Source organism: Streptomyces sp. NPDC059787, from assembly GCF_042732315.1.
Lineage (GTDB): Bacteria > Actinomycetota > Actinomycetes > Streptomycetales > Streptomycetaceae > Streptomyces > Streptomyces atrovirens.
Genome location: NZ_JBHWHX010000013.1, coordinates 43,441 through 61,224 on the forward strand (window position 1 = coordinate 43,441; position 17,784 = coordinate 61,224).

General features: G+C 72.2%; 16 protein-coding genes and 3 pseudogenes. 8 read left to right on the plus strand and 11 right to left on the minus strand.

The window, feature by feature from the left end; all coding sequences use genetic code 11:
• Nucleotides 1–10: 10 nt before the first annotated feature.
• The 3 genes from ACFV5H_RS14910 to ACFV5H_RS14920 are packed head-to-tail and all read right to left on the minus strand — an operon-like array spanning nt 11 to nt 3,935.
• The gene (locus ACFV5H_RS14910; protein WP_385054136.1) at nt 11–1,570 is read right to left on the minus strand and encodes a class I adenylate-forming enzyme family protein; all 1,560 of its coding nucleotides are present in this window, start codon (nt 1,568–1,570) and stop codon (nt 11–13) included.
• Nucleotides 1,567–2,592 carry an FkbO/Hyg5 family chorismatase gene (locus ACFV5H_RS14915; protein WP_385194951.1) on the minus strand — a complete coding sequence of 342 codons (1,026 nt, stop codon included), beginning with the start codon at nt 2,590–2,592 and terminating at the stop codon, nt 1,567–1,569. The genes ACFV5H_RS14910 and ACFV5H_RS14915 overlap by 4 nt, the downstream gene beginning before the upstream one ends.
• Nucleotides 2,593–2,648: 56 nt before the next feature.
• Complete coding sequence (locus ACFV5H_RS14920) at nt 2,649–3,935, minus strand: cytochrome P450 (protein ID WP_385054141.1); 1,287 nt, start codon at nt 3,933–3,935, stop codon at nt 2,649–2,651.
• 359 nt (nt 3,936–4,294) lie between these two features.
• On the opposite strand from ACFV5H_RS14920, the gene ACFV5H_RS14925 reads away from it, so the two are divergent.
• On the plus strand, nt 4,295–5,650 hold the full coding sequence (locus tag ACFV5H_RS14925) for an MFS transporter (protein ID WP_385195144.1): 1,356 nt from the start codon (nt 4,295–4,297) through the stop codon (nt 5,648–5,650).
• 106 nt (nt 5,651–5,756) lie between these two features.
• On the opposite strand, the gene ACFV5H_RS14930 is transcribed toward ACFV5H_RS14925, so the two are convergent.
• Entirely contained in the window at nt 5,757–6,044 is a 288-nt protein-coding gene (locus ACFV5H_RS14930) for a DUF4287 domain-containing protein (protein ID WP_385051423.1), read from the minus strand.
• Nucleotides 6,045–6,165: 121 nt separating this feature from the next.
• On the opposite strand from ACFV5H_RS14930, the gene ACFV5H_RS14935 reads away from it, so the two are divergent.
• Nucleotides 6,166–6,813: a winged helix-turn-helix transcriptional regulator gene (locus ACFV5H_RS14935; RefSeq protein ID WP_385194954.1), complete on the plus strand. Its 648-nt coding sequence runs from the start codon at nt 6,166–6,168 to the stop codon at nt 6,811–6,813.
• Nucleotides 6,814–7,078: 265 nt separating this feature from the next.
• On the opposite strand, the gene ACFV5H_RS14940 is transcribed toward ACFV5H_RS14935, so the two are convergent.
• On the minus strand, nt 7,079–8,176 hold the full coding sequence (locus ACFV5H_RS14940) for a MerR family DNA-binding transcriptional regulator (RefSeq protein WP_385051539.1): 1,098 nt from the start codon (nt 8,174–8,176) through the stop codon (nt 7,079–7,081).
• Nucleotides 8,177–8,266: 90 nt separating this feature from the next.
• Here ACFV5H_RS14940 and ACFV5H_RS14945 point away from each other — a divergent pair.
• Nucleotides 8,267–8,371, plus strand: a pseudogene (locus tag ACFV5H_RS14945) (IS5/IS1182 family transposase); the annotation flags it as partial.
• A gap of 6 nt (nt 8,372–8,377) precedes the next feature.
• On the opposite strand, the gene ACFV5H_RS14950 reads toward ACFV5H_RS14945, so the two are convergent.
• Nucleotides 8,378–9,277, minus strand: coding sequence for an aminoglycoside phosphotransferase family protein (locus tag ACFV5H_RS14950; RefSeq protein ID WP_385194957.1), 900 nt, complete (start codon nt 9,275–9,277; stop codon nt 8,378–8,380).
• Nucleotides 9,278–9,987: 710 nt separating this feature from the next.
• Between ACFV5H_RS14950 and ACFV5H_RS14955 the strand changes: the two genes are divergently transcribed.
• Complete coding sequence (locus ACFV5H_RS14955) at nt 9,988–11,199, plus strand: NAD(P)/FAD-dependent oxidoreductase (protein WP_385051429.1); 1,212 nt, start codon at nt 9,988–9,990, stop codon at nt 11,197–11,199.
• Nucleotides 11,200–11,215: 16 nt separating this feature from the next.
• Entirely contained in the window at nt 11,216–12,166 is a 951-nt protein-coding gene (locus tag ACFV5H_RS14960; RefSeq protein ID WP_385194960.1) for a sigma-70 family RNA polymerase sigma factor, read from the plus strand.
• 254 nt (nt 12,167–12,420) lie between these two features.
• Here the strand turns inward: ACFV5H_RS14960 and ACFV5H_RS14965 are convergent, their stop codons facing one another.
• The 4 genes from ACFV5H_RS14965 to ACFV5H_RS14980 all read right to left on the minus strand — a co-directional run bounded on the left by ACFV5H_RS14965 (nt 12,421) and on the right by ACFV5H_RS14980 (nt 16,121).
• Nucleotides 12,421–13,383, minus strand: coding sequence for a hypothetical protein (locus tag ACFV5H_RS14965; protein ID WP_385194963.1), 963 nt, complete (start codon nt 13,381–13,383; stop codon nt 12,421–12,423).
• A 395-nt stretch (nt 13,384–13,778) separates the two neighbouring features.
• Entirely contained in the window at nt 13,779–14,132 is a 354-nt protein-coding gene (locus ACFV5H_RS14970; RefSeq protein ID WP_385194966.1) for a hypothetical protein, read from the minus strand.
• Between the two features lie 171 nt (nt 14,133–14,303).
• On the minus strand, nt 14,304–15,446 hold the full coding sequence (locus ACFV5H_RS14975) for a WD40 repeat domain-containing protein (RefSeq protein ID WP_385194968.1): 1,143 nt from the start codon (nt 15,444–15,446) through the stop codon (nt 14,304–14,306).
• Between the two features lie 228 nt (nt 15,447–15,674).
• Nucleotides 15,675–16,121, minus strand: coding sequence for an anthrone oxygenase family protein (locus tag ACFV5H_RS14980; protein WP_385051439.1), 447 nt, complete (start codon nt 16,119–16,121; stop codon nt 15,675–15,677).
• Between the two features lie 91 nt (nt 16,122–16,212).
• Between ACFV5H_RS14980 and ACFV5H_RS14985 the strand changes: the two genes are divergently transcribed.
• From ACFV5H_RS14985 to ACFV5H_RS14995, 3 genes and pseudogenes are all read left to right on the plus strand, one after another.
• A complete protein-coding gene (locus ACFV5H_RS14985; RefSeq protein ID WP_385051441.1) occupies nt 16,213–16,791 on the plus strand; it encodes a TetR/AcrR family transcriptional regulator in 579 nt (192 codons plus the stop codon).
• A gap of 24 nt (nt 16,792–16,815) precedes the next feature.
• Nucleotides 16,816–16,962 (plus strand): annotated as a pseudogene (locus ACFV5H_RS14990) (site-specific integrase); the annotation flags it as partial.
• 293 nt (nt 16,963–17,255) lie between these two features.
• Complete coding sequence (locus ACFV5H_RS14995) at nt 17,256–17,591, plus strand: YnfA family protein (RefSeq protein WP_385051443.1); 336 nt, start codon at nt 17,256–17,258, stop codon at nt 17,589–17,591.
• On the opposite strand, the pseudogene ACFV5H_RS15000 reads toward ACFV5H_RS14995, so the two are convergent.
• Nucleotides 17,566–17,766, minus strand: a pseudogene (locus ACFV5H_RS15000) (hypothetical protein); the annotation flags it as partial. The gene ACFV5H_RS14995 and the pseudogene ACFV5H_RS15000 sit on opposite strands and share 26 nt — an antisense overlap.
• Nucleotides 17,767–17,784 lie beyond the last annotated feature (18 nt).

Here is a 17,784-nt window from a genome sequence, read left to right on the forward strand (position 1 = left end):
GCAGCGGATGTCAGGGCCGGAACGAACCGTCGGCGGCCTGCGCGCGGACCGTGCGGCGCAGCAGCTTGCCGGTGTGATTACGGGGCAGCGACGTCACGAAGAAGACGTCCTCGGGGACCTTGTACCAGGTCAGCGACTTGCGGCAGGCGGCGAGCAGCTCCTGCCGCACCTCCTGCGCGGCAGCGGCGTCGACGTCCGCCCGCAGGACGGTGAAGGCCCGCAGCACCGAGACCCCGTCGTCGCGCCGCACCGCGCACACCGCCGCCTCCTTCACGGCCGGGTGCTCCATGAGACGGTCCTCGATCTCGGTGGGGTGCACGTTGATGCCGCCGACGATCTCGACGTCGTCGAGACGCCCGTGCACGCGGACGAAACCGTCGGCGTCGACCGTCGCGGCGTCGCTGGTGGCGTACCACTCCTGTGGCGTCGTCCGCAGCGGGGTGTCGCTTCCCCGGGCGACGCCCGGACCGATGGTGGGCCCGGCCAGCTCCAGCCGGCCCTCGCAGCCGGCGGCCACCGGCTGTCCCTCCTCGTCGACGACGCGCAGCCGGTACGGCGCCAGCACCCTGCCGAGGGTGAACTCCCGGTAGGAGCCCGCCCCGTTGACCAGCAGGGCGTGCCCGATCTCGGTTGTGCCGTACACGTTGAGCAGGCGCTCGCCCATGATGTGGCGCAGCCGTCGCTCCAGAGCCTGGGGCAGCACCTCCCCGGCGACGACCGCCACGCGTAGCCGGCCGAGGACGTCCTCCGCGTCGGGGTGGGCGAGCATGTGCGCGAAGAAGGTGGGCTGGCTGTAGTAGACGCTCACGCCGTGCCGGGCGATGAGGGCGAGGCAGTCGGCCGGGCCCAGCCGCCGGCCGGTGAGCACCGTGGCGGCACCCCGCAGCAGCGGGAAGAACAGCGAATTGCCGAGCCCGTAGGCGAAGTTCATCCGCGGCACCGAGTAGCAGACGTCGTCCTCGGTCACCCCGATCGCCTCGCCGGCCGCACGGTCGAGGACCTCCGCGTCGGCGTGCGTGTGGAAGCAGAGCTTGGGGCCGCCGGTCGTGCCCGACGTGAACGCGGCGAACGCCGGCGTGTGCGGCGCGCAGTCGGCGTACGGCGGCACCGCACCGCCGTCGTCCCGCGTCAACGACTCCGCGGTCAGTACCGGCGCGGTGAACAGCCCGTCGAACTCCGGCGAGGCCACCACGGCCGCCGGTTCGGCGATGCGCCCGGCCCGCGCCATCTCGTCCGGGTGGAACATCGAGTTGACGGGGATCGCCACCGCGCCGATGCGCACGGCGCCCAGGAACGCCCGTACGAAGTCGATGCCGTCGGGCAGCGCGACGAGGATCCGGGAACCGGGGCCGAGACCGCGCGCCGCGAACGCCGCGGCGGCCCGGCCCGCCCCCTCGTACACCGAGCGGAAGGAGTGCTCGCCGTCCTCGTCGATGTAGGCGGTGCGGTCCAGCCGGCCGTGCGCGCGTGCGGACTCCTCCAGCAGCTCGACCAGGTTGCCGCTGCGGGTCCCGGAGACGGAGACCGGGGCGGCCGTGCCGCCGGCGGGGTGGGGCGGGGCGGTGGTCACCGGCAGATCCCTTCCATCTCGACGAGCAGGTCCGGCCGGCAGATACCGACGTTGAGGAAGACCACGTCCGCCGCGCCGGAGAACACCTCGGCGCACCGGGCCCGCACCGCCGGCAGGTGCTCCGCGTCACGGACGTAGACCTTGACGCTGTCCAGCTCCGTCAGCCCGTACCCGGCGTCGACGGCGTGCTGGCGCAAGTTGTCCCCGCTCACCAGCGCCTCGATGTTGGCCAGCGTGACGTCCAGCTGCCGCTCGATGTCGCCGGGGTGCACGGTGTCGTCCCCGAGGATGCTGGCCGTGCCCGACACGTAGAGGGCGCCCGTCCCGTACCCCTCGGACGCCAGGTGGGTGCCGCGCGCGAAGCTCGGCGACAGGGTCCCGTACCGGTCGGGGTACCGGTGGGCCGGGGTCTGCCGCGGGTTCTCCAGGTGGGTCGTGCGCCCGGGGCGGCAGGCCAGGAAGTACAGGTCGATGCCCGTTCCCAGGGAGCCGATGCCGGTCGCCGCGGGGATGCCCTCGAAGTGCTCGGACCACTCGTCGAAGGCCAGGGCCCGGCCGGCGCAGAAGTCCTGGTAGATCTCGGTGCCCTCGGCGTTGTCGCCGGTGATGTCACCGACCAGGTTCCACATGCGGAACAGGTCGGTGTACCCCTGCTGCCAGGCCATCCGGAGCGCGGCGCCGTAGGCGGCGTGCACCGCGTCGCGGTACACGCCGCTCTCCTCGACGCGTACCGCGCAGAAGAAGTGCTCGCCGTCCTCCGCGTAGACCAGGTTGTCCTGCAGTCCGGAGCGCACGGGACGGTCGGTGACCCAGGCCTCCGTGAACGGGACGGCGGGCGCGGCCATCATGTGCACGTCGAGCCGGGGGGACCCCTGGTACAGCGTCGGCTGCCCGCCGTGGTGCCCGTACACGATGCGGGCCAGGACGTGCCGGCCGGCCAGGACGTCCCGGTCCTCGCCGGCCGGCGTGTCGAACACGCAGTCCAGCGTCAGGGTGCGCGAAGCGGTGTGAAGGACTGTCACGAGTTTGCTCCCATGGGTGAGCCGGGTGAGCGCTGCGAAGCGAAGCGGCGGGTGCGTCACGCGGGCGGCCACGGCAGACCGCGGTCGCCGAAGCCGTCGGAATCGACCCACAGCGCCCGCAGGCCGCGCAGGGTGACGTTCGGTCGGTAGGACGGGGTTCCGGTGGCGAAGCGGGCACCGGTGACCCGCTGGGCGAACCGGGTGAGAACCGTTTCGGCGATCAGCCGGGCCACCGGTTCGCCCGGACACGCGTGCGGCCCCATCCCGAAGGCGGCGTGCGGCGCCCCGGACGCGTCCGGGGCGAACACCTCGGGGCTGTCCCACACCCGCGGATCCCGGTGGGCCGCGGCCAGCAGGAGCAGCAGGGTGGTCCCGGCGGGCACCCGTGTGCCGCAGACGTCGAGATCGGCGACGGCATGACGGTGGAGCAGCTGGACCGGCGGGTCCAGGCGCAGGACCTCCTGGACCACCTGGCCCGCGTACCGGGCGTCCCGCCGCACCGCCTCCCGTACGTGCGGGGCCCGCAGCAGCGCCAGGACACCGCCCGAGACCAGGTCGACGCTGGTCTCGTGCCCCGCGACGAGCAGGGCCCGGCACGCGGCGGCGAGCCGCACCGCCGAGGACGGCCCGTCCGCGTCCTCCGGCACCGACAGCGGATCCTCGCCGCCCCGCGCGCCGCGCGAGCGCACCAGTTCGCCGAGGTAGGCGTCCAGTTCCTGCTCCGCCCGCCGGCGGGCCTCGCCCCCCGGCGGGGCCGTGCCGGTCAGCAGCGGATGCGGGTCCAGGGCGGGGGAGAGCAGCAGGGCCTGCCGGTGCAGCCAGGACGCGTCCTCCTGCGGCAGGTCCAGCAGACGGCAGAGCACGGCCGCGGGCAGCGGATACGCCAGGTCCGTGACCACTTCGAGCCGCCCCCGCGCCGCCACCCCGTCGAGACGGTCGTCGACGAGGGCGCGCACGAAGGGGACGAGGGCGCGCAGCCGCTCCGGCGTGAGCACCCGCGCCACCAGCCGGCGCAGCCACACGTGCTCCGCCGAGCCCGCCACGGCGACGGCCAGCCCCTCCGGCCGGCCGTCCCGCCCGGCGGGACACGCGTCGGCCCGCCGGGCGACGGCCTCCGGCGCCCGCAGCACGGCCGAGCAGTGCTCGTACGAGGAGAGGACGACGGTCGACCCGTCCCACCACAAGGGCCCGGCCTCACGAATCCGGTCGAACACCGGATACGGATCGGAACGCACGGAGCCGTCCAGAACGCGCAGCAACAGCGAGCGGGCTTCTTCCCGCCGGTCCTTCTCGTCTTGGTCCTTCTCCCCGAAAAGCAGGGACGCCGAGCGATGGCTTTCCACGGCACAGCCTTCCTGAAAGGGGACGCTGCCACCGGAAGGATGTTCGTGCCCGTACGACGCTGTCCATGCGGAGTTGCGCAAGCCGCCGCGAACAACGGCCGCCGCGGAGACTTCGCCAAGTCCGCTTGTGACCGCGGCGGCCGGTGGATTGGATGAACCGCCGATCCGTACCGCTCCTCGAATCGGCAGTCATGACCGGCCGCGTTAGGAGAAAATTCTCGTGAAACCGGGCCGTACGGTTATCGCCCCCCCGCACGGACGGCCGCGCACCGTCCCCGGCCGGCACCCCCGCCCCGCCCGCGGGGGCGGACGAGGCACCGCTGAACCCCCGCCGGTGGCAGGCGCTCGCCGTCCTGGCCATCGGCCCCTTCCTCTCCCTGTTCGACCAGTTCTGCGTCAACCTCGCGGCGCCCTCGATCAACCAGTCGTTCACGCTGTCGCCCTTCGAGTTCCAGGCCGTCGTCGGCGGATACGGCCTGCTCTACGGGCTGGGCCTGATCACCGGCGGACGGCTGGGCGACCTCTTCGGCCGCCGCCGCATGTACCGCCTCGGACTCGTCCTGTTCACCGTGACCTCGCTGGCGTGCGCGCTGGCCTGGTCACCGGCGGTCCTGATCGCCGCACGCCTCGCCCAGGGCGCCTCCGCGGCCGTGCTCCAGCCCCAGGTGCTGGCCCTCATCCGGGTCCAGTTCCCGCCCGCCGAACGGGCCAAGGCCCTGTCCTGGTACGGCGTCTCCATGAGCCTGGGCATGGTCAGCGGACAGATACTCGGCGGCGCGATTCCCTCCTGGGATCTGCTGGGCCTGGGTTGGCGTCCCGTCTTCCTCGTCGCGGTACCCCTGTGCGCGTTTGCCCACATCGCCATTGCCCGGACCGCGCCGGCCGACCGCACCCCGCGCACCGGACAGGGAATCGACGGTATCGGCATCGCCCTGAGCGCCGCCGGTTTCGCCCTGCTCCTCCTGCCGCTCGCGGCCCTGCAGGAATGGGATTTCCTGCCCACCGGGCCGCTCCTCCTCTTCGCCGCCGTTCTGCTCCTCTCCTTCTTCGTCGGACACCAGACGCGGCGCGGCAGGGAGAACCGCCCCGTGCTGCTTCCCGTCCGGTTCTTCCACAGCCGGACATTCAGCCTGGGCGTCCTGCTGAATTTCCTGCTGTACATGTCGAGCGTGCCGTTCGCCGTCATGCTCGGCCTCTACCTCCAGGACGAGTCGCACCTCAGTCCGGCCGCCGCCGGCCTCGTCTTCACCCCGGCGGCCGTCGCCATCGCCGTGGGCTCACGCGTCAGCCCCGCCCTGCACAAGCGCTACGGCATCCGGGTGCTCGTCGTCGCCGCCGCCCTGACCGCGGCCGGCCTCGCCGTAGCGCTCGCGACCGTCGGCCTGGGCACACCGGACGCCGCGATCCTGCCGCTGATGGCCGGCTTCGCGGTCTACGGGCTCGGCAACGGAATGATCGTCCCCCTGCTCACCGGCATCGTGCTCGCCCAGGTGCCGCCCCAGGACGCCGGCGCCGGCTCGGGCGTGCTCAGCACCGCCCAGCAGCTGGGGGCCGCCGCCGGGATCGCCGTGGTGGGCGCCTTCCTCTACCCGGCGACGGGCACGACGCTGCGCTACGCCGACGCCATGTGGGCCGGGACCGCCCTGGCGGTCCTCGGTGTCGTCTGCGCGGCCCTGCTGGTGGCCGCCGCCCGGCGCAGGCCGGTGGCCGGCTGAGGGACCGCCCCGGACGTGAGAAGACCGCCGCTCCCGGTGGAGCGGCGGTCTTCCCACGGACCTCCGGAGCACGGACACCGACCTGCCGGAAGGGCCCGCGCCCGTCTCAGGGACGGTTCGCCTTGCCGTCGAGCCAGAGCGTGTCCGACTCGTCCTGGTGGGTCCCGCCCGAACCGACGTGCTTGTCGGAGATCTTCGCGCCGTTCTTGATGACGTGCACGAGCGCCATCCCGTGCCCGCGGCCCAGCTCGTAGTCCTGCTTGAGCCACTCCAGGATGACGCCGGCCTTGGTGTCCGCGCTGTCGTAGCCGCGCTCCTGGGCGAGCGCGATGAACTGCCGGGGCGTCAGGCCTGTCTTGTCCTCGATCTTGTCCAGATACGCCTGAAAGGACATGTCCTCTCCCACTCCCTCTGCCGATGCCGACCGTGCCGGTGCAACCAACCAAGCAGACCGAAGTCTGCTTGTAAAACGCAAGCTCTGTTCGCAATATGGTGCGGGAACTAGAATGTGAACCATGACGGTGAAGGAGTACGGCCAGTTCTGCGGCCTCGCCCGCGCGATGGAGGTCGTCGGCGAGCGCTGGACCCTGCTGATCGTCCGGGACCTCCTGCTCGGCCCCAAGCGCTACACCGACCTGCGCAACGGCCTGCCGAACATCCCCACCAACATCCTCGCGACCCGCCTCAAGCAGCTCGAGGCCCACGGCGTCGCCGTCCGCCGCGCCCTGCCCCACCCCGACCGCGGTGTCGTCTACGAACTCACCGACCACGGCCACGCACTCCAGCCGGCCGTGACCGCTCTCGGCCGCTGGGGCGCCCGCACCATGACCGGCCCCCGCCCCGGCGAGATCACCACCACCGAAAGCCGCGCCCTGTCCTTCCACACGGCCTTCCGCCCCGAGGCCGCCGCCGGAGAGACCCTCGGTTACGAGGTGCGCATGGCCGACGCGACCTTCGCCCTGTCCGTCGACGGCGACCGCCTCACCGTCGCCCACGGCCCCCACCCCGCCCCCGACCTGGTCATCGAGACCCGCTCCGGCCACCCCGTCCTCGACCTCATGCGCGCCACCCTGGCCCCCACCGAGGCACTCGCCACCCGGAGCATCGCCCTCAAGGGCCCGGAGCCCCTCCTCACCCGCTTCACGGAGATCTTCCGCCTCTGACGGCGGGGAGGCCCCCGGCTCTCGGCCGATGGCTTCCCACGGCACCGGCCGTCCCGGTACCCCGCCCGTCACCCGGCCGGAAGGGTGCCGCCCGTCCCGGACCCGAGTAAGCCCCGACGTCCGCGACTCCCGCGCAGCGGCGGAAGCCCGGCAGCCACGCACCCGTACCGGCCTTCGTCCCGCCTGGCACCGCGGGACGCGTGCGGCGCCGGGCGTCCGCCCGGCCGCGGGGCGGCCCGGCGCGGTCCGCCGACCGGTCCTCGTCTCACACCGTGAGCAGGCGGAGGCCGAGATCTGCCGCGTCGAGGTCCGCGAGGTCGCTGTTGCGCTCGGCCCACCGGCCGGAGTCGAGGTCGTCGCCGAGGCTTCGCACCGCACGCTGCTCGGCCTCCGGCCCGACCCTCGTCCACACCGACATCGCACGGCGCACGTGGTCCTCCAGATACGCCCCAGGCCGGCGCCAGTACGCCTCGAACAGGCCGTCGGCGCAGTCCCACGGGACGGGTACCGGCTCGGCGCGGGCGCCGATCGCGCCGGTCATCCTGGCGAGCGAGGGGAACCGCGCGAGGACGGTGGCGAACTCGGGCAGGTAGTCGCGGGTGAGCCAGAACCGGTCCTGCCAGTCGGGCTCGTCGGTGTCGAACGTGAGCACCACCACGCGGCGGGCCACGCGCCGCATCTCGCGCAGTCCCGCTATCGGGTCCCCCCAGTGGTGAACGGTGGAGACGGCCATCGCGACGTCGAAGGAGCGGTCCTCGAACGGCAGGTTCTCCGCGACGGCGGCCACGCACGGCGCCGAGCCGGCAGGCCGCTGCCCCCGCATGACCGCCGATGGCTCCACCGCGGTCACGTCACGATCAGCAGGCTCGTAGGAACCGGTGCCGGCACCGACGTTCAGCACCGTCCGCGCGTCCCCGAGCGCGTCCGAGATCCGCGCGGCGATGCGAGGATCGGTACGCCGCGTCGCGGTGTAGGCGCCACCGATCGCGTCGTACAACCGTGCGCCGAGCATCTCCAGTTGCTCCTCCGGCGTCACCTTCATTCCCTTCGCCCGTGCCTCGATTTCCCTGTCGATGGCCGCCACCATGGCGTCGGCGCGATCACGCCGCTCCAGCAGCAGGCCGCGCAGCCGGCGCAGGTGTGCGACCGCGTCGGTGGACGAGTCGCCAACCAGTTCCGCGACCTCTCGCAGACCGAAGCCCAGTCGCCGGTAGGCCAGCACCTCCCTGAGCCGCTCCACGTCGCCCGCCGAGTAGGACCGGTACCCGGCCGCGGTCCGCGCCGACGGACGCACGAGCCCGATCTCGTCATAGTGATGCAGCGTGCGGACGCTCACGTCGGCCAGTTCGGCCACGCGTCCCACGGTCCAGTGATCCTCCACGGCTCCGACTGTGCGGGCTGACGTCACGTGAGGGTCAAGAGCCGCACTCACGGCAGCAGGAGCCGAAGCGGAGGCCACGGCACTCCGCTTGCGGTCCTGCCGACCGGTGGCAACCGTAACGACGTCACACGGCCTCGCCTGCTGCCTGACAACCCACCGGCAGCTCCGGGCATGGTGTCGTCGTCAGCCGATGAGGGCTTGGGTGATCTGACGGGTCGTCTGCGCGGCGACCCGGGGGCTGACGGCGGCGTAGGAGGTGTAGGCGTTCAGGCCGGTGGCCAGGGCCCAGCCGCGGCCCCGCAGCCAGGTGGCGTCGTCCACGCCGAGCGCATCGCGGAAGGCGGCTCGGCTGTTCGCCGACATCAAGGTGAAGGCGATCATCAGGTCGCAGGCCGGGTCGCCCATGCCGAGCCCGCCGAAGTCGATGACGGCGCCGAGGCGGCCGTCGGAGGTCAGCAGGTTGCCGGTGTGGAAGTCGCCGTGGAACCACACCGGAGAGCGGTCCCATCCGGGCGCGCTCAGTGCCGCGTTCCACAGCTCCGTCATCGCTGTTGTGTCGAACACGCCGTCGACCTCGGCGATGGCGGCCCGCGTCGCGCGGTCCCGGTCGGACAACGGGCGGCCGGTGAGATCTTCCCCGGTGTTTCCGGCGGGGACGTCCTCGGGTGCGAACCGCTGCAGGGCGGCCAGGAACTGGGCCAGTTCAACTGCGGCCCCGGAGGAGTCGCCCAGTGCGTCGACGGTCGCCACCTCGCCGTCCAGCCAGCGGGACACCGCCCACGGCCACGGATAACCGAAGTCGGGGTCGCCCACTCCCACTGGTACCGGGATGGCCAGGGGAAGGTGCGGGGCGAGTCGAGGCAGCCACTGGAATTCCTTCCTGGCCTGCCCGATGGCTCCGGGGTGGCGGGGCAGCCGGACGGACAGCTCCTCACCCAACCGGTAGATCACATGATCGGATCCAGCGGGATCGAGCAGCTTCAGGGCCAGCCCTGCCCACTGCGGGAACTGGGTGTCGACCAGGCGCCTGACCAGTGCCTCATCGATCTGGGGGCGGATGTCCGCAGTTCTCTCGGCTGCCAAGAGAGCTCCCGTGGCCGGCCCGCTCCGTGCGACGGGCAGTCGCAGCCATCACAGTGGTTCACGGCTGCGCTTGTCGACCGATTTCGCGACGCACGGCAACCACGTCGAGGGGTGGCTTGCACGCCGGCGTCACAGACACTGAGGGGTGATCCATCTCGTTGTGTCGGCTGCCTCAAGTCCCGATGCGGACCTGGCCGATGCTCATCTCAAAGATGCGGATCTCCGTGGGGGCTGATCTCAGTACGGCAGACGGCCTGAAGGCGGAACAGGTTCTTGAGGCGATTCCGGACTCGAAGACCGTGCTGCCGCCCGAGTTGTCCGCCGATCCTCCGCCAGAGCCTGCTTCCCGGCCTCGGTCGCCTCGCGGACGCGCCGGGTACGGCCGTCGACCACCCGCGGCTCGGAGACCAGCAGACCGTCGCCTCCGGCCGGTGCGGTGTCGGGGAGAGGGCGCCGGGGCTGATCCGGTAGCCGTGGGAGGCCGGCTCCCCGGTCATCCACGCGCCGTGGGTCTCCTCCTCGGCCGCGTGACGCGGGATGTGCAGCCGCGCCCTCCAGGAAACTCCCGCGCCCCGGCCCACCTCCGGCAGTGACGGGCCCGGGATCACCCTCCGATCTTGATGTGACTCATGTCACATACGTTTCCTGTCAGCGATCCGGATGCTGTTCCGCTCAATCGCCGGAGGCAAGCGAACCGACAGGAGCTACTCATGAAGCACCGCATCGTCGTTCTCGGCGCCGGCTATGCCGGGGCCTACGTGGCCGGTAACCTGGCCCGCCGGCTGTCCCCGGCGGACACCGGGATCACCGTGGTCAACGCCGAGCCGGACTTCGTCCAGCGGCTGCGGCTGCACCAGTTCGCGGCCGGCCAGGCGATCGAGGCCCCGAAACTCACCGACGTCTTCGCGGGCACGGGGATAGCACTGCGCCTGGCCCGGGTCACCGCCGTCGACCCCGGGCGCCAGGTCGTCACCGTGGCCGACGCCGAGGGCGGCGGCGAGCTCGGCTACGACACACTCTTCTACGCGCTCGGCAGCCACGGGGACGACGGTGGCGTTCCCGGCGTGGCCGAGTACGCCTTCGACGTCGCCACCCGGCCCTCGGCGCTGCGCCTGCGCGAGCGTCTGGAGAGCCTGGACAGGCGGGACGAAGGCGGGAGGGTGCTGGTCGTCGGCGACGGGCTGACCGGCATCGAGACCGCCACCGAGATCGCCGAATCCCGGCCCGGCCTGTCGGTGACGCTCATCGCCCGCAGCGAACTGGGCGCCCGGCTCTCCACCGGAGCCCGCGGCCACCTGCGCCAGGCCTGCGACCGGCTGGGCATCACGGTCCTGGAGCACACCGTCGTCGAGGCTGTCGAAGCGGCGCGGGTACTGTGCGCCGACGGCACCGCCGTGGCGGCCGACGCGACAGTGTGGACGGCCGGGTTCGCGGTCAGCCCCATCGCCGCCGCCGGCGGCCTCGAGGTCACCGAGAACGGCCGGATCGTCGTCGACCGCACCATGCGGTCGGTCTCGCACCCGAACGTCTACGCCGCCGGCGACAGCGCCTACGCCATCGGCGACAACGGCCGGCCGCTGCCGATGTCCTGCGCTTCCGCCGGCTACACCGGCATGCAGGCCACAGCCGCGATCGTGGGACGCCTGACCGGCCGCAAGGTCCCGAACACCAAGCTGGAGTACCTGGGCAACCACATCAGCTTCGGACGGCGGGACGGGATCCTGCAGATGGTCGACGACGAAGCGCAGGCAAAGCCGAAGTACATGGGCGGCCGGAAGGCCGCGCGGATCAAGGCGGGCATCCTCAGGATGTCGCTGTGGACCACCTCGCACCCGACCTTCGGCCTGCCCAAGCGCAAGCGCCGCCTGGCCACCGCCCCGGACATGCCCGCGAACACGTCCGCCCGGAAGGCGGCCGCGTAGCCCTAGGGTGGCCCGCGTGGACAGCACCGCCACTGATCGCTTCGACACCAGCCGGTTCGAGGCCAGCCGGAACCGGCTGGCCTCGCTGGCGTACCGGCTGCTGGGCTCCGCCGATGACGCCGAAGACGCGGTGCAGGACGCGTTCCTGCGCTGGGAGGCCGCCGACCGGCAGCTGATCAAGGTGCCGGAGGCATGGCTGACCAAGGTCGTCACCAACCTGTGCCTGGACCGGCTCCGCTCGGCACAGGCCCGCCGTGAGCGCGCCGTCGGCGCCTGGCTGCCCGAACCGCTCCTCGACGGCGACCCGATGCTCGGCCCGGCCGACACGTTCGAGCAGCGCGAATCGGTCTCCCTGGCCGTGCTGACCCTCATGGAGCGCCTGTCGCCCGTCGAGCGTGCCGTCTACGTCCTGCGCGAAGTGTTCTCCTACAGCCACGCCGAGATCGCCCGGATCCTCGACATCACCGAGTCCGCGAGCCAGCAGCATCTCCACCGGGCCCGGCGCCGCATCACCGCCGCACGCCGCGGCGGCGAAGCCGACCCGGCATCCGCCCGCAGGATCGTCGAGGAATTCCTCGCCGCTGCCTCCTCGGGCCACACCGAACGGCTGGTGGCGCTGCTCACCGATGACGCGACCGCGATCTCCGACGGCGCCGGCCTGACCGGGAAGCTGCTGCGGTACGACACCCCGCGGCGCATCGCCGCCATCGTACGGGCCGGCTTCAAATCCACACCCGCGAAACGGCGGCTTGCCGGCGGCACGCCCGCCGTCCACTACGCGCTCGTCAACGGCGCCCCCGCCATCCTCTTCGTACTCGGCGACCAGGTCGTCGGCTCCGTGACGTTCGACATCGCCAACGGCAGGATCGCGACCGTGCGCGGCATCGCTGCCCCCACCCGCCTCGCCCGCCTCACCGAAGCCTGGCAGCAGCACACGCCGGACACGCCGCTCATTGCCCAGTGGTGATGCGCCCGTGCGGGCTCCCCGTGCCGGACCGGGAGGGGCCGGGTGGCGATCCGAATACCGCACCGCCCGCTTGCGCCCGGTGCCCCGACTCGCCAAGGCGCTCACCGGGCCGGCCACCGCCGTACGTGAGCCCGGCCCGGTGCGGACCGGGCTGCCCCGGCCGGTGAGGGCCCCGCTGCTTTCCGGCTGGTGCCGCTGTCGCGTGAGCGGGGCGACGCCGGGGCCGCAGGACCGCCGCGGCAGGGCCCTGAGAGCTACCGGCGGGTCGTTTGTTCTTCGGTGTCCGGGCCGGAGCTGTGGAGCCTGGTTCTGTTGCCCGGTCGTCGTTTCGGTGTCGTGGTCCGGTCGGTGGTGAGGGCCGGGTTCTCGGAGCCGTCGCCGGTCTCGGTTCCGCAGAACTGTTCGAGCAGGAGTGGTGTGCCCAGTGCGGTGGCGGTCAGTTTGCGGTGGGCGGCTTCCAGGGTGCGTACGGCTGCGGGCAGGCCTGCGGGGAGTGCGGGTTGTCCGTCGCGGGGGCGGCCGGGTGCGGTGGTGATCCACAGGTGCTGGACCCGTCCGCCCTGGAGGGCTTTGAGGTGTCCGGCGGTCAGTGCCTGGTGGGTGGTCTTCCAGCGGGTGAGGGCGCCCTGGGAGACGGTGTCCAGGGGGTACCACTCGCCGGCGGCCCGGGCGCGGGGCAGGGGGCGTTCCAGTTCCAGGTCGGTGAGCCGCATGGGGTGGAGTGTGCTGATGCCCTGTCCGGTGCAGACGGCGAGGGCGATGAGGGCGACCGAGCGCTGCCAGGTGGCTTCGAGGGTTCCGGCGGGGTGGTGGCCGGCGAGGAGCCGCAGGGTGCGGTGGGCTTCGGTGGGGGTGAGCCGCTGGGCGAACTGCGGGGCGGGCGGCTGTAGTGCGAGGGGGTGTCCGCAGTAGCGGGAGAAGGTGTTCAGGGAGCTGGTGCGTGCGGCCATGGAGTTGACGGCGGCGGGTGCGGTGGGGCCGTGCAGGCCGGGGCGGCGCCGGGTGGTGCCGCGCTGGGCGGCGGTGAGCCAGGCGAGGGCGTTGTCCTCGTCCAGGAGGTCTTCGGTGGTGACGTGGCCGGTGTCGCACTGGTGTTGTGCGGCGAGCCAGGAGGTGTACTCCTCGAGGTAGGCGCGGCGCTGGCGCCGGGTGGCCTCGGAGCGCAGTGTGTCCAGGAACCGGTTCACGGCGACGACGGCGCGGGCGGGGACGTTCATGGGGTGCCCGGCCCGACGAGGGGGGTCAGCTTCGGCAACGTCTCTTCTCCCTGACCGTATCCGACTGCAGTACTATTAAATAACAGCAAGTAGCTACTGATCATTCCGCTTCGCCCTCCGGCGAGCCCATCGTTCCGGCTCGTGTCGAACCGAGTCGTACGTGCCGGTCCGGTACGTACAATACGGCCCTCCGGCCTCCCGGCCACGTACATTCCCGCCTCGGCCGATCCCGGTCACAGGGTGTTCAGCTACTTACTGTTATGCTGATCCCTGAGGATCGGGGCACCCCAGCAGTGAGCATGCCGGGGCACATTGCCGGCTCACGACGTCAGCTCCCACGAGACGGTGGGACACCGGACGTCGTCGGTGAACGGAACACCCTCCCGGGCCGCCGTCTACCAGCGGTCCCCGAGACCGGTCCCGGGCCCGGCCTTCCGCCGCAACAGCTCCTGCGCCCAGCCGACGATACGTGCCGGCCGACCCCCTATCGAAGTGGCGTACTCCGGCTCCCAGTGGCTGCCGTGGTTGTCCAGGGCGGTGTGCCAGCTGCCCTCGGCGGCGGGCTCGAGGACCATGCCGCAGTGCCCGTAATGAGAGTCGCCGGCATGAGCGAAGAAGGGGCGGCCGATTATCTCGAGGCGGCCTTCCAGCACGCCCTGGTGGTGGACGGCGGGAACGGTGCACATGACCCCGCCCACGGCGAGGACGACCATACGAGGCTCGGCCCCCTCGGAAGTACGGTCCTGCACGGTGCTCTCTCCTTCCTCGGCGCGGAAAACGGCGGTGGGCATCGGGCGAGGGGCCCCGGCAGGAGCCCCTCGCCTCCGACGACTGATCGCCGGCCGGGGCGCCAGGCCATGACGACCAGGTGCGGGCCGGCCCGCACAGTCGGCTACCGCACTCCCCGGATACCGGGACGGTCAGTAGGAGCGGCGGACGAAGACGTCCGACATGCCGTTGGTGTCACCGGGCACGATGTCGTCGGCCGCGGACTGGAAGACCACGTCGCGCCCGCCGGCGCTGACCGCGTCGGTCCCGGCCGAGGCGGGCTGTTCCGAGACGGTCTCGTCGGTGCCCGTCTCCAGGTCGCGCAGCACGAGCGACGGCCCGTCCGCGTCGTGCGGGGCGTACAGCAGGTAGCGGCCGGTGGGATCGATGGCCACGCCCCGCACGTCCGGCACCAGTTGGGCCGCTCCCGAGCTCACGTCGTGGACGTGGGTGTCGGAGCCCGAGAGGTAGACGACCTTGCCGCCGTCCTTGCTGAGCTGGACGAGCGCCGCCTCCTCGGACGGGCCCTCGATCGGGCCGGAGGCGGTGCCGTCGGTCCGGTCCCACACGAAGACGTCCTGCGCCTGGCCGTCCTGGTAGGCGACGTAGCGGCCGTCGTCGCTGATGGACGGCCGGGACGGCTGGGTGTGGCCGAGCTGGGCGACGGTCTCCTGGGTGCCGGCGCTCTCGTCCCGGACCTCGATGCGCTGGCCGAACGACGGTTGCCTGACGGAGGAGATGACATGGGCGACGTAGCGGCCGTCCGCGCTCAGTGACGGCTGGCCGCAGCTGTAGGCCAAGCAGTTGAGGGAGATCTCCCTTACCGTGCTCACTTGGTTCAGGCGGATCCGCACGTCGTTGAACCAACGCACCGAATAGGCGGCGTACTCCCCGTCACCGCTGATCACCGGGGGCTCGAGCGGGGGCAGGGTCCCGAGTCGCTCGGTCTGCCCCGTCCGTCGGTCGCGGACGTACACCCGGTCGCCTCCCGTCGTGCCGTCGGCCGTGAGGTTCGTCGCCGACGACGAGAAGATGACGCGGCGGCCGTCGGACGTGATCGAGGCGCCGGCGGAGGCACCGGCGGCCTGGGTGCCGTCGGCCGCGACACTGATCCTCTCCACACCGGCCCCGCCGTCGCCCGCGGCGCCCGCCACGGCCGTGGGCTCAGCCGAGGCGGCCGCGGGCTCAGCCGAGGCGGCCGCGGGCAGCACCGCCGTGACCGCGCAGACCGCGACCGCCGTGCTCAGGGCGGCCCGCACCCGTCTGGTGGTGCTCCGGTTCGTGTTTCCCCTCATTTTCCCCCCAGTAAGGACACGGTCCCTTCTCCGGCTCCCCACCGGAGGACCACGATCATGCAATCGTGACGGTGATCTGAGGTCAATGCGTCACATGACGTATTCAGAGGTGCGGTTTCGGTCGTGTGAGGGCGGTCCGCTTCACATCGTCCGGGCGTTTCCCCGGAGCGGTGGGCGTCGCGCGGGGACCGCACGACAACGCCACCTGAGCGGTCCCGGCTCGCGGGCTCAGGTGAGGGCGGTGACCAGCAGGGTGAAGGCGGCGACGATGACGGCGACCCGGACGTAGTGGTAGCGGTCCCAGCGGTTCATCTGCTCCTTCCAGTCGGCGGGCCGGTTCTCGGGGGTCCACGTCCTGCCCCGGTTGTTGATCGGGACGAGCAGCAGGACCGACATGATCACGCTGACGATCAGCAACGCGGCGGCGATGACGACGAGACCGGAGCCGCGGTGGTTCCACCCGGCGACGGCCCAGATGCCGGCGAGGACGAGCGAGCCGATGTACCAGAACGGCATCACGGCGCCGAGCATCCGGCCCCCGTGGGCGCGGCCGAGCTGGCCGCTGTCCTCCGGCAGGGCGTCGAGGATCCGGTTGATGACGAAGGCGACGGAGAACTCCACCCCCACCATCAGGCCGACGACCACGGTGGTGAAGACCTCGAGTGCGGTGAGCATGACTGCCCCTCCTGGGATCTAGCATTGCTAGCCGATGAGGCAACGCTAGACCTACTGCCGCTCGATTGTCTAGCGATGCTAGGATCGAGTCATGTCGGTACAGGAACGCAAGGAGCGCGAACGGGCGGTCCGCGAGCGCCTCATCGTGGCGACGGCCCGCGAACTCGCCGAGCGGCAGGGCTGGGACGCGGTCACCACCCGCCGGCTCGCCGAGCGCATCGAGTACAGCCAGCCCGTCCTCTACAGTCACTTCCGCGGCAAGCGCGAGATCATCGGCGCCGTCGCTCTCGAAGGCGCCGCCGAGATGGCCGCGGCACTGCGGACCGCGACCTCCGCCGCGGACGGCCCGCGCGCCCGGGTCACCGCCCTCGCCCGCGCCTACCTCGACTTCGCCGCACGCAACCCGGCGGTCTACGACGCCATGTTCCGGCTCGACGGCGGCCTGGCGTTCGCGCAGGAGGACACCCCGGAGCCCCTGAAGGACGGCTTCGCCGCCCTGCTGGAAAGCCTCGCCGAGGTCGCCGGCGACGGCGTCCACCCGGGACTGTTCACCGAGGTGTTCTGGGCGGCCCTGCACGGCCTCGCGACCCTGACCCGGGCGGGACGGCTGCCGCCGGAGGACGCCGAGCGGAGGGTGGAACTGCTGGTGGACCGGCTCGCCGTGCTCTGACGCACCGTCCGGACGGCGGCCGACGTGTTCCTGGACCCGCTCGGCGACCCGAACACGGTCCGCAACCACGGCATCGGGGTCGGCAGGACCGCCGAACGGCTCGGAGAGGGCCGGCCGCCGGCCTCCGTCGCGGACGACGAGATCGGCCAGGCCCTCGAACTGCTCCGGGGCCGCACCCGTGGGCCGGTGCTCGGCGTGCTCCGGCCCACGGGTGCGATGCGCACACCGGTCCCGGTGGCCGTCATGCCGCGGGCTCGGTGCCGAGTCCGGCGAGCAGGCCGCGGACGCGGCGTTCGATCTCGTCGCGAATCGGCCGTGCTCGCCGCCGGCACCTGGTGGTACGGCCGGCGCCGCCGCTCCTGTTCCTGCGCGCCGAAGACCGCTGGTGAGGGCGGGTGCGGCTGCCAGAAGGCGGCCGACCCGCTGAAGATCGGCAGCGTGGGTCGTCGGTAGGGTCAGCCGGTATGACCGTCGCTCGTTCCGTTGCCCTGTTCGCCGTCGCCGCCCTCTTCGAGATCGGCGGTGCCTGGCTGGTGTGGCAGGGCATCCGCGAGCACAAGGGCTGGATCTGGATCGGCGCCGGCGTCATCGCCCTCGGCCTCTACGGGGTGGTCGCCACCTTCCAGTCCGACGACGACTTCGGGCGCATCCTCGCCGCGTACGGCGGGATCTTCGTCGCCGGGTCGATCGCCTGGGGCATGGCCGCCGACGGCTACCGCCCCGACCGCTACGACGTCATCGGCGCCCTGGTCTGCCTCGCAGGCATGGCCGTGATCATGTACGCGCCCCGCGGCCACTGACCTGCTCCTCCTCCACCGCGTCCGCACCGGGCAGGGTCCGCAGGCCGCCGGGCAGGTCCGGAAGTGAGAAGGAGCAGCGGCCGAGCATGTTGATGTGGTGCCGCACGAACGGCGGGAGGCGGGCCACGTCCGCCTCCCGTACGTCGAAGCCGTCCGCGCGGAGCCGCGTGACGGCGGTGGCCGGGCTCGTCGG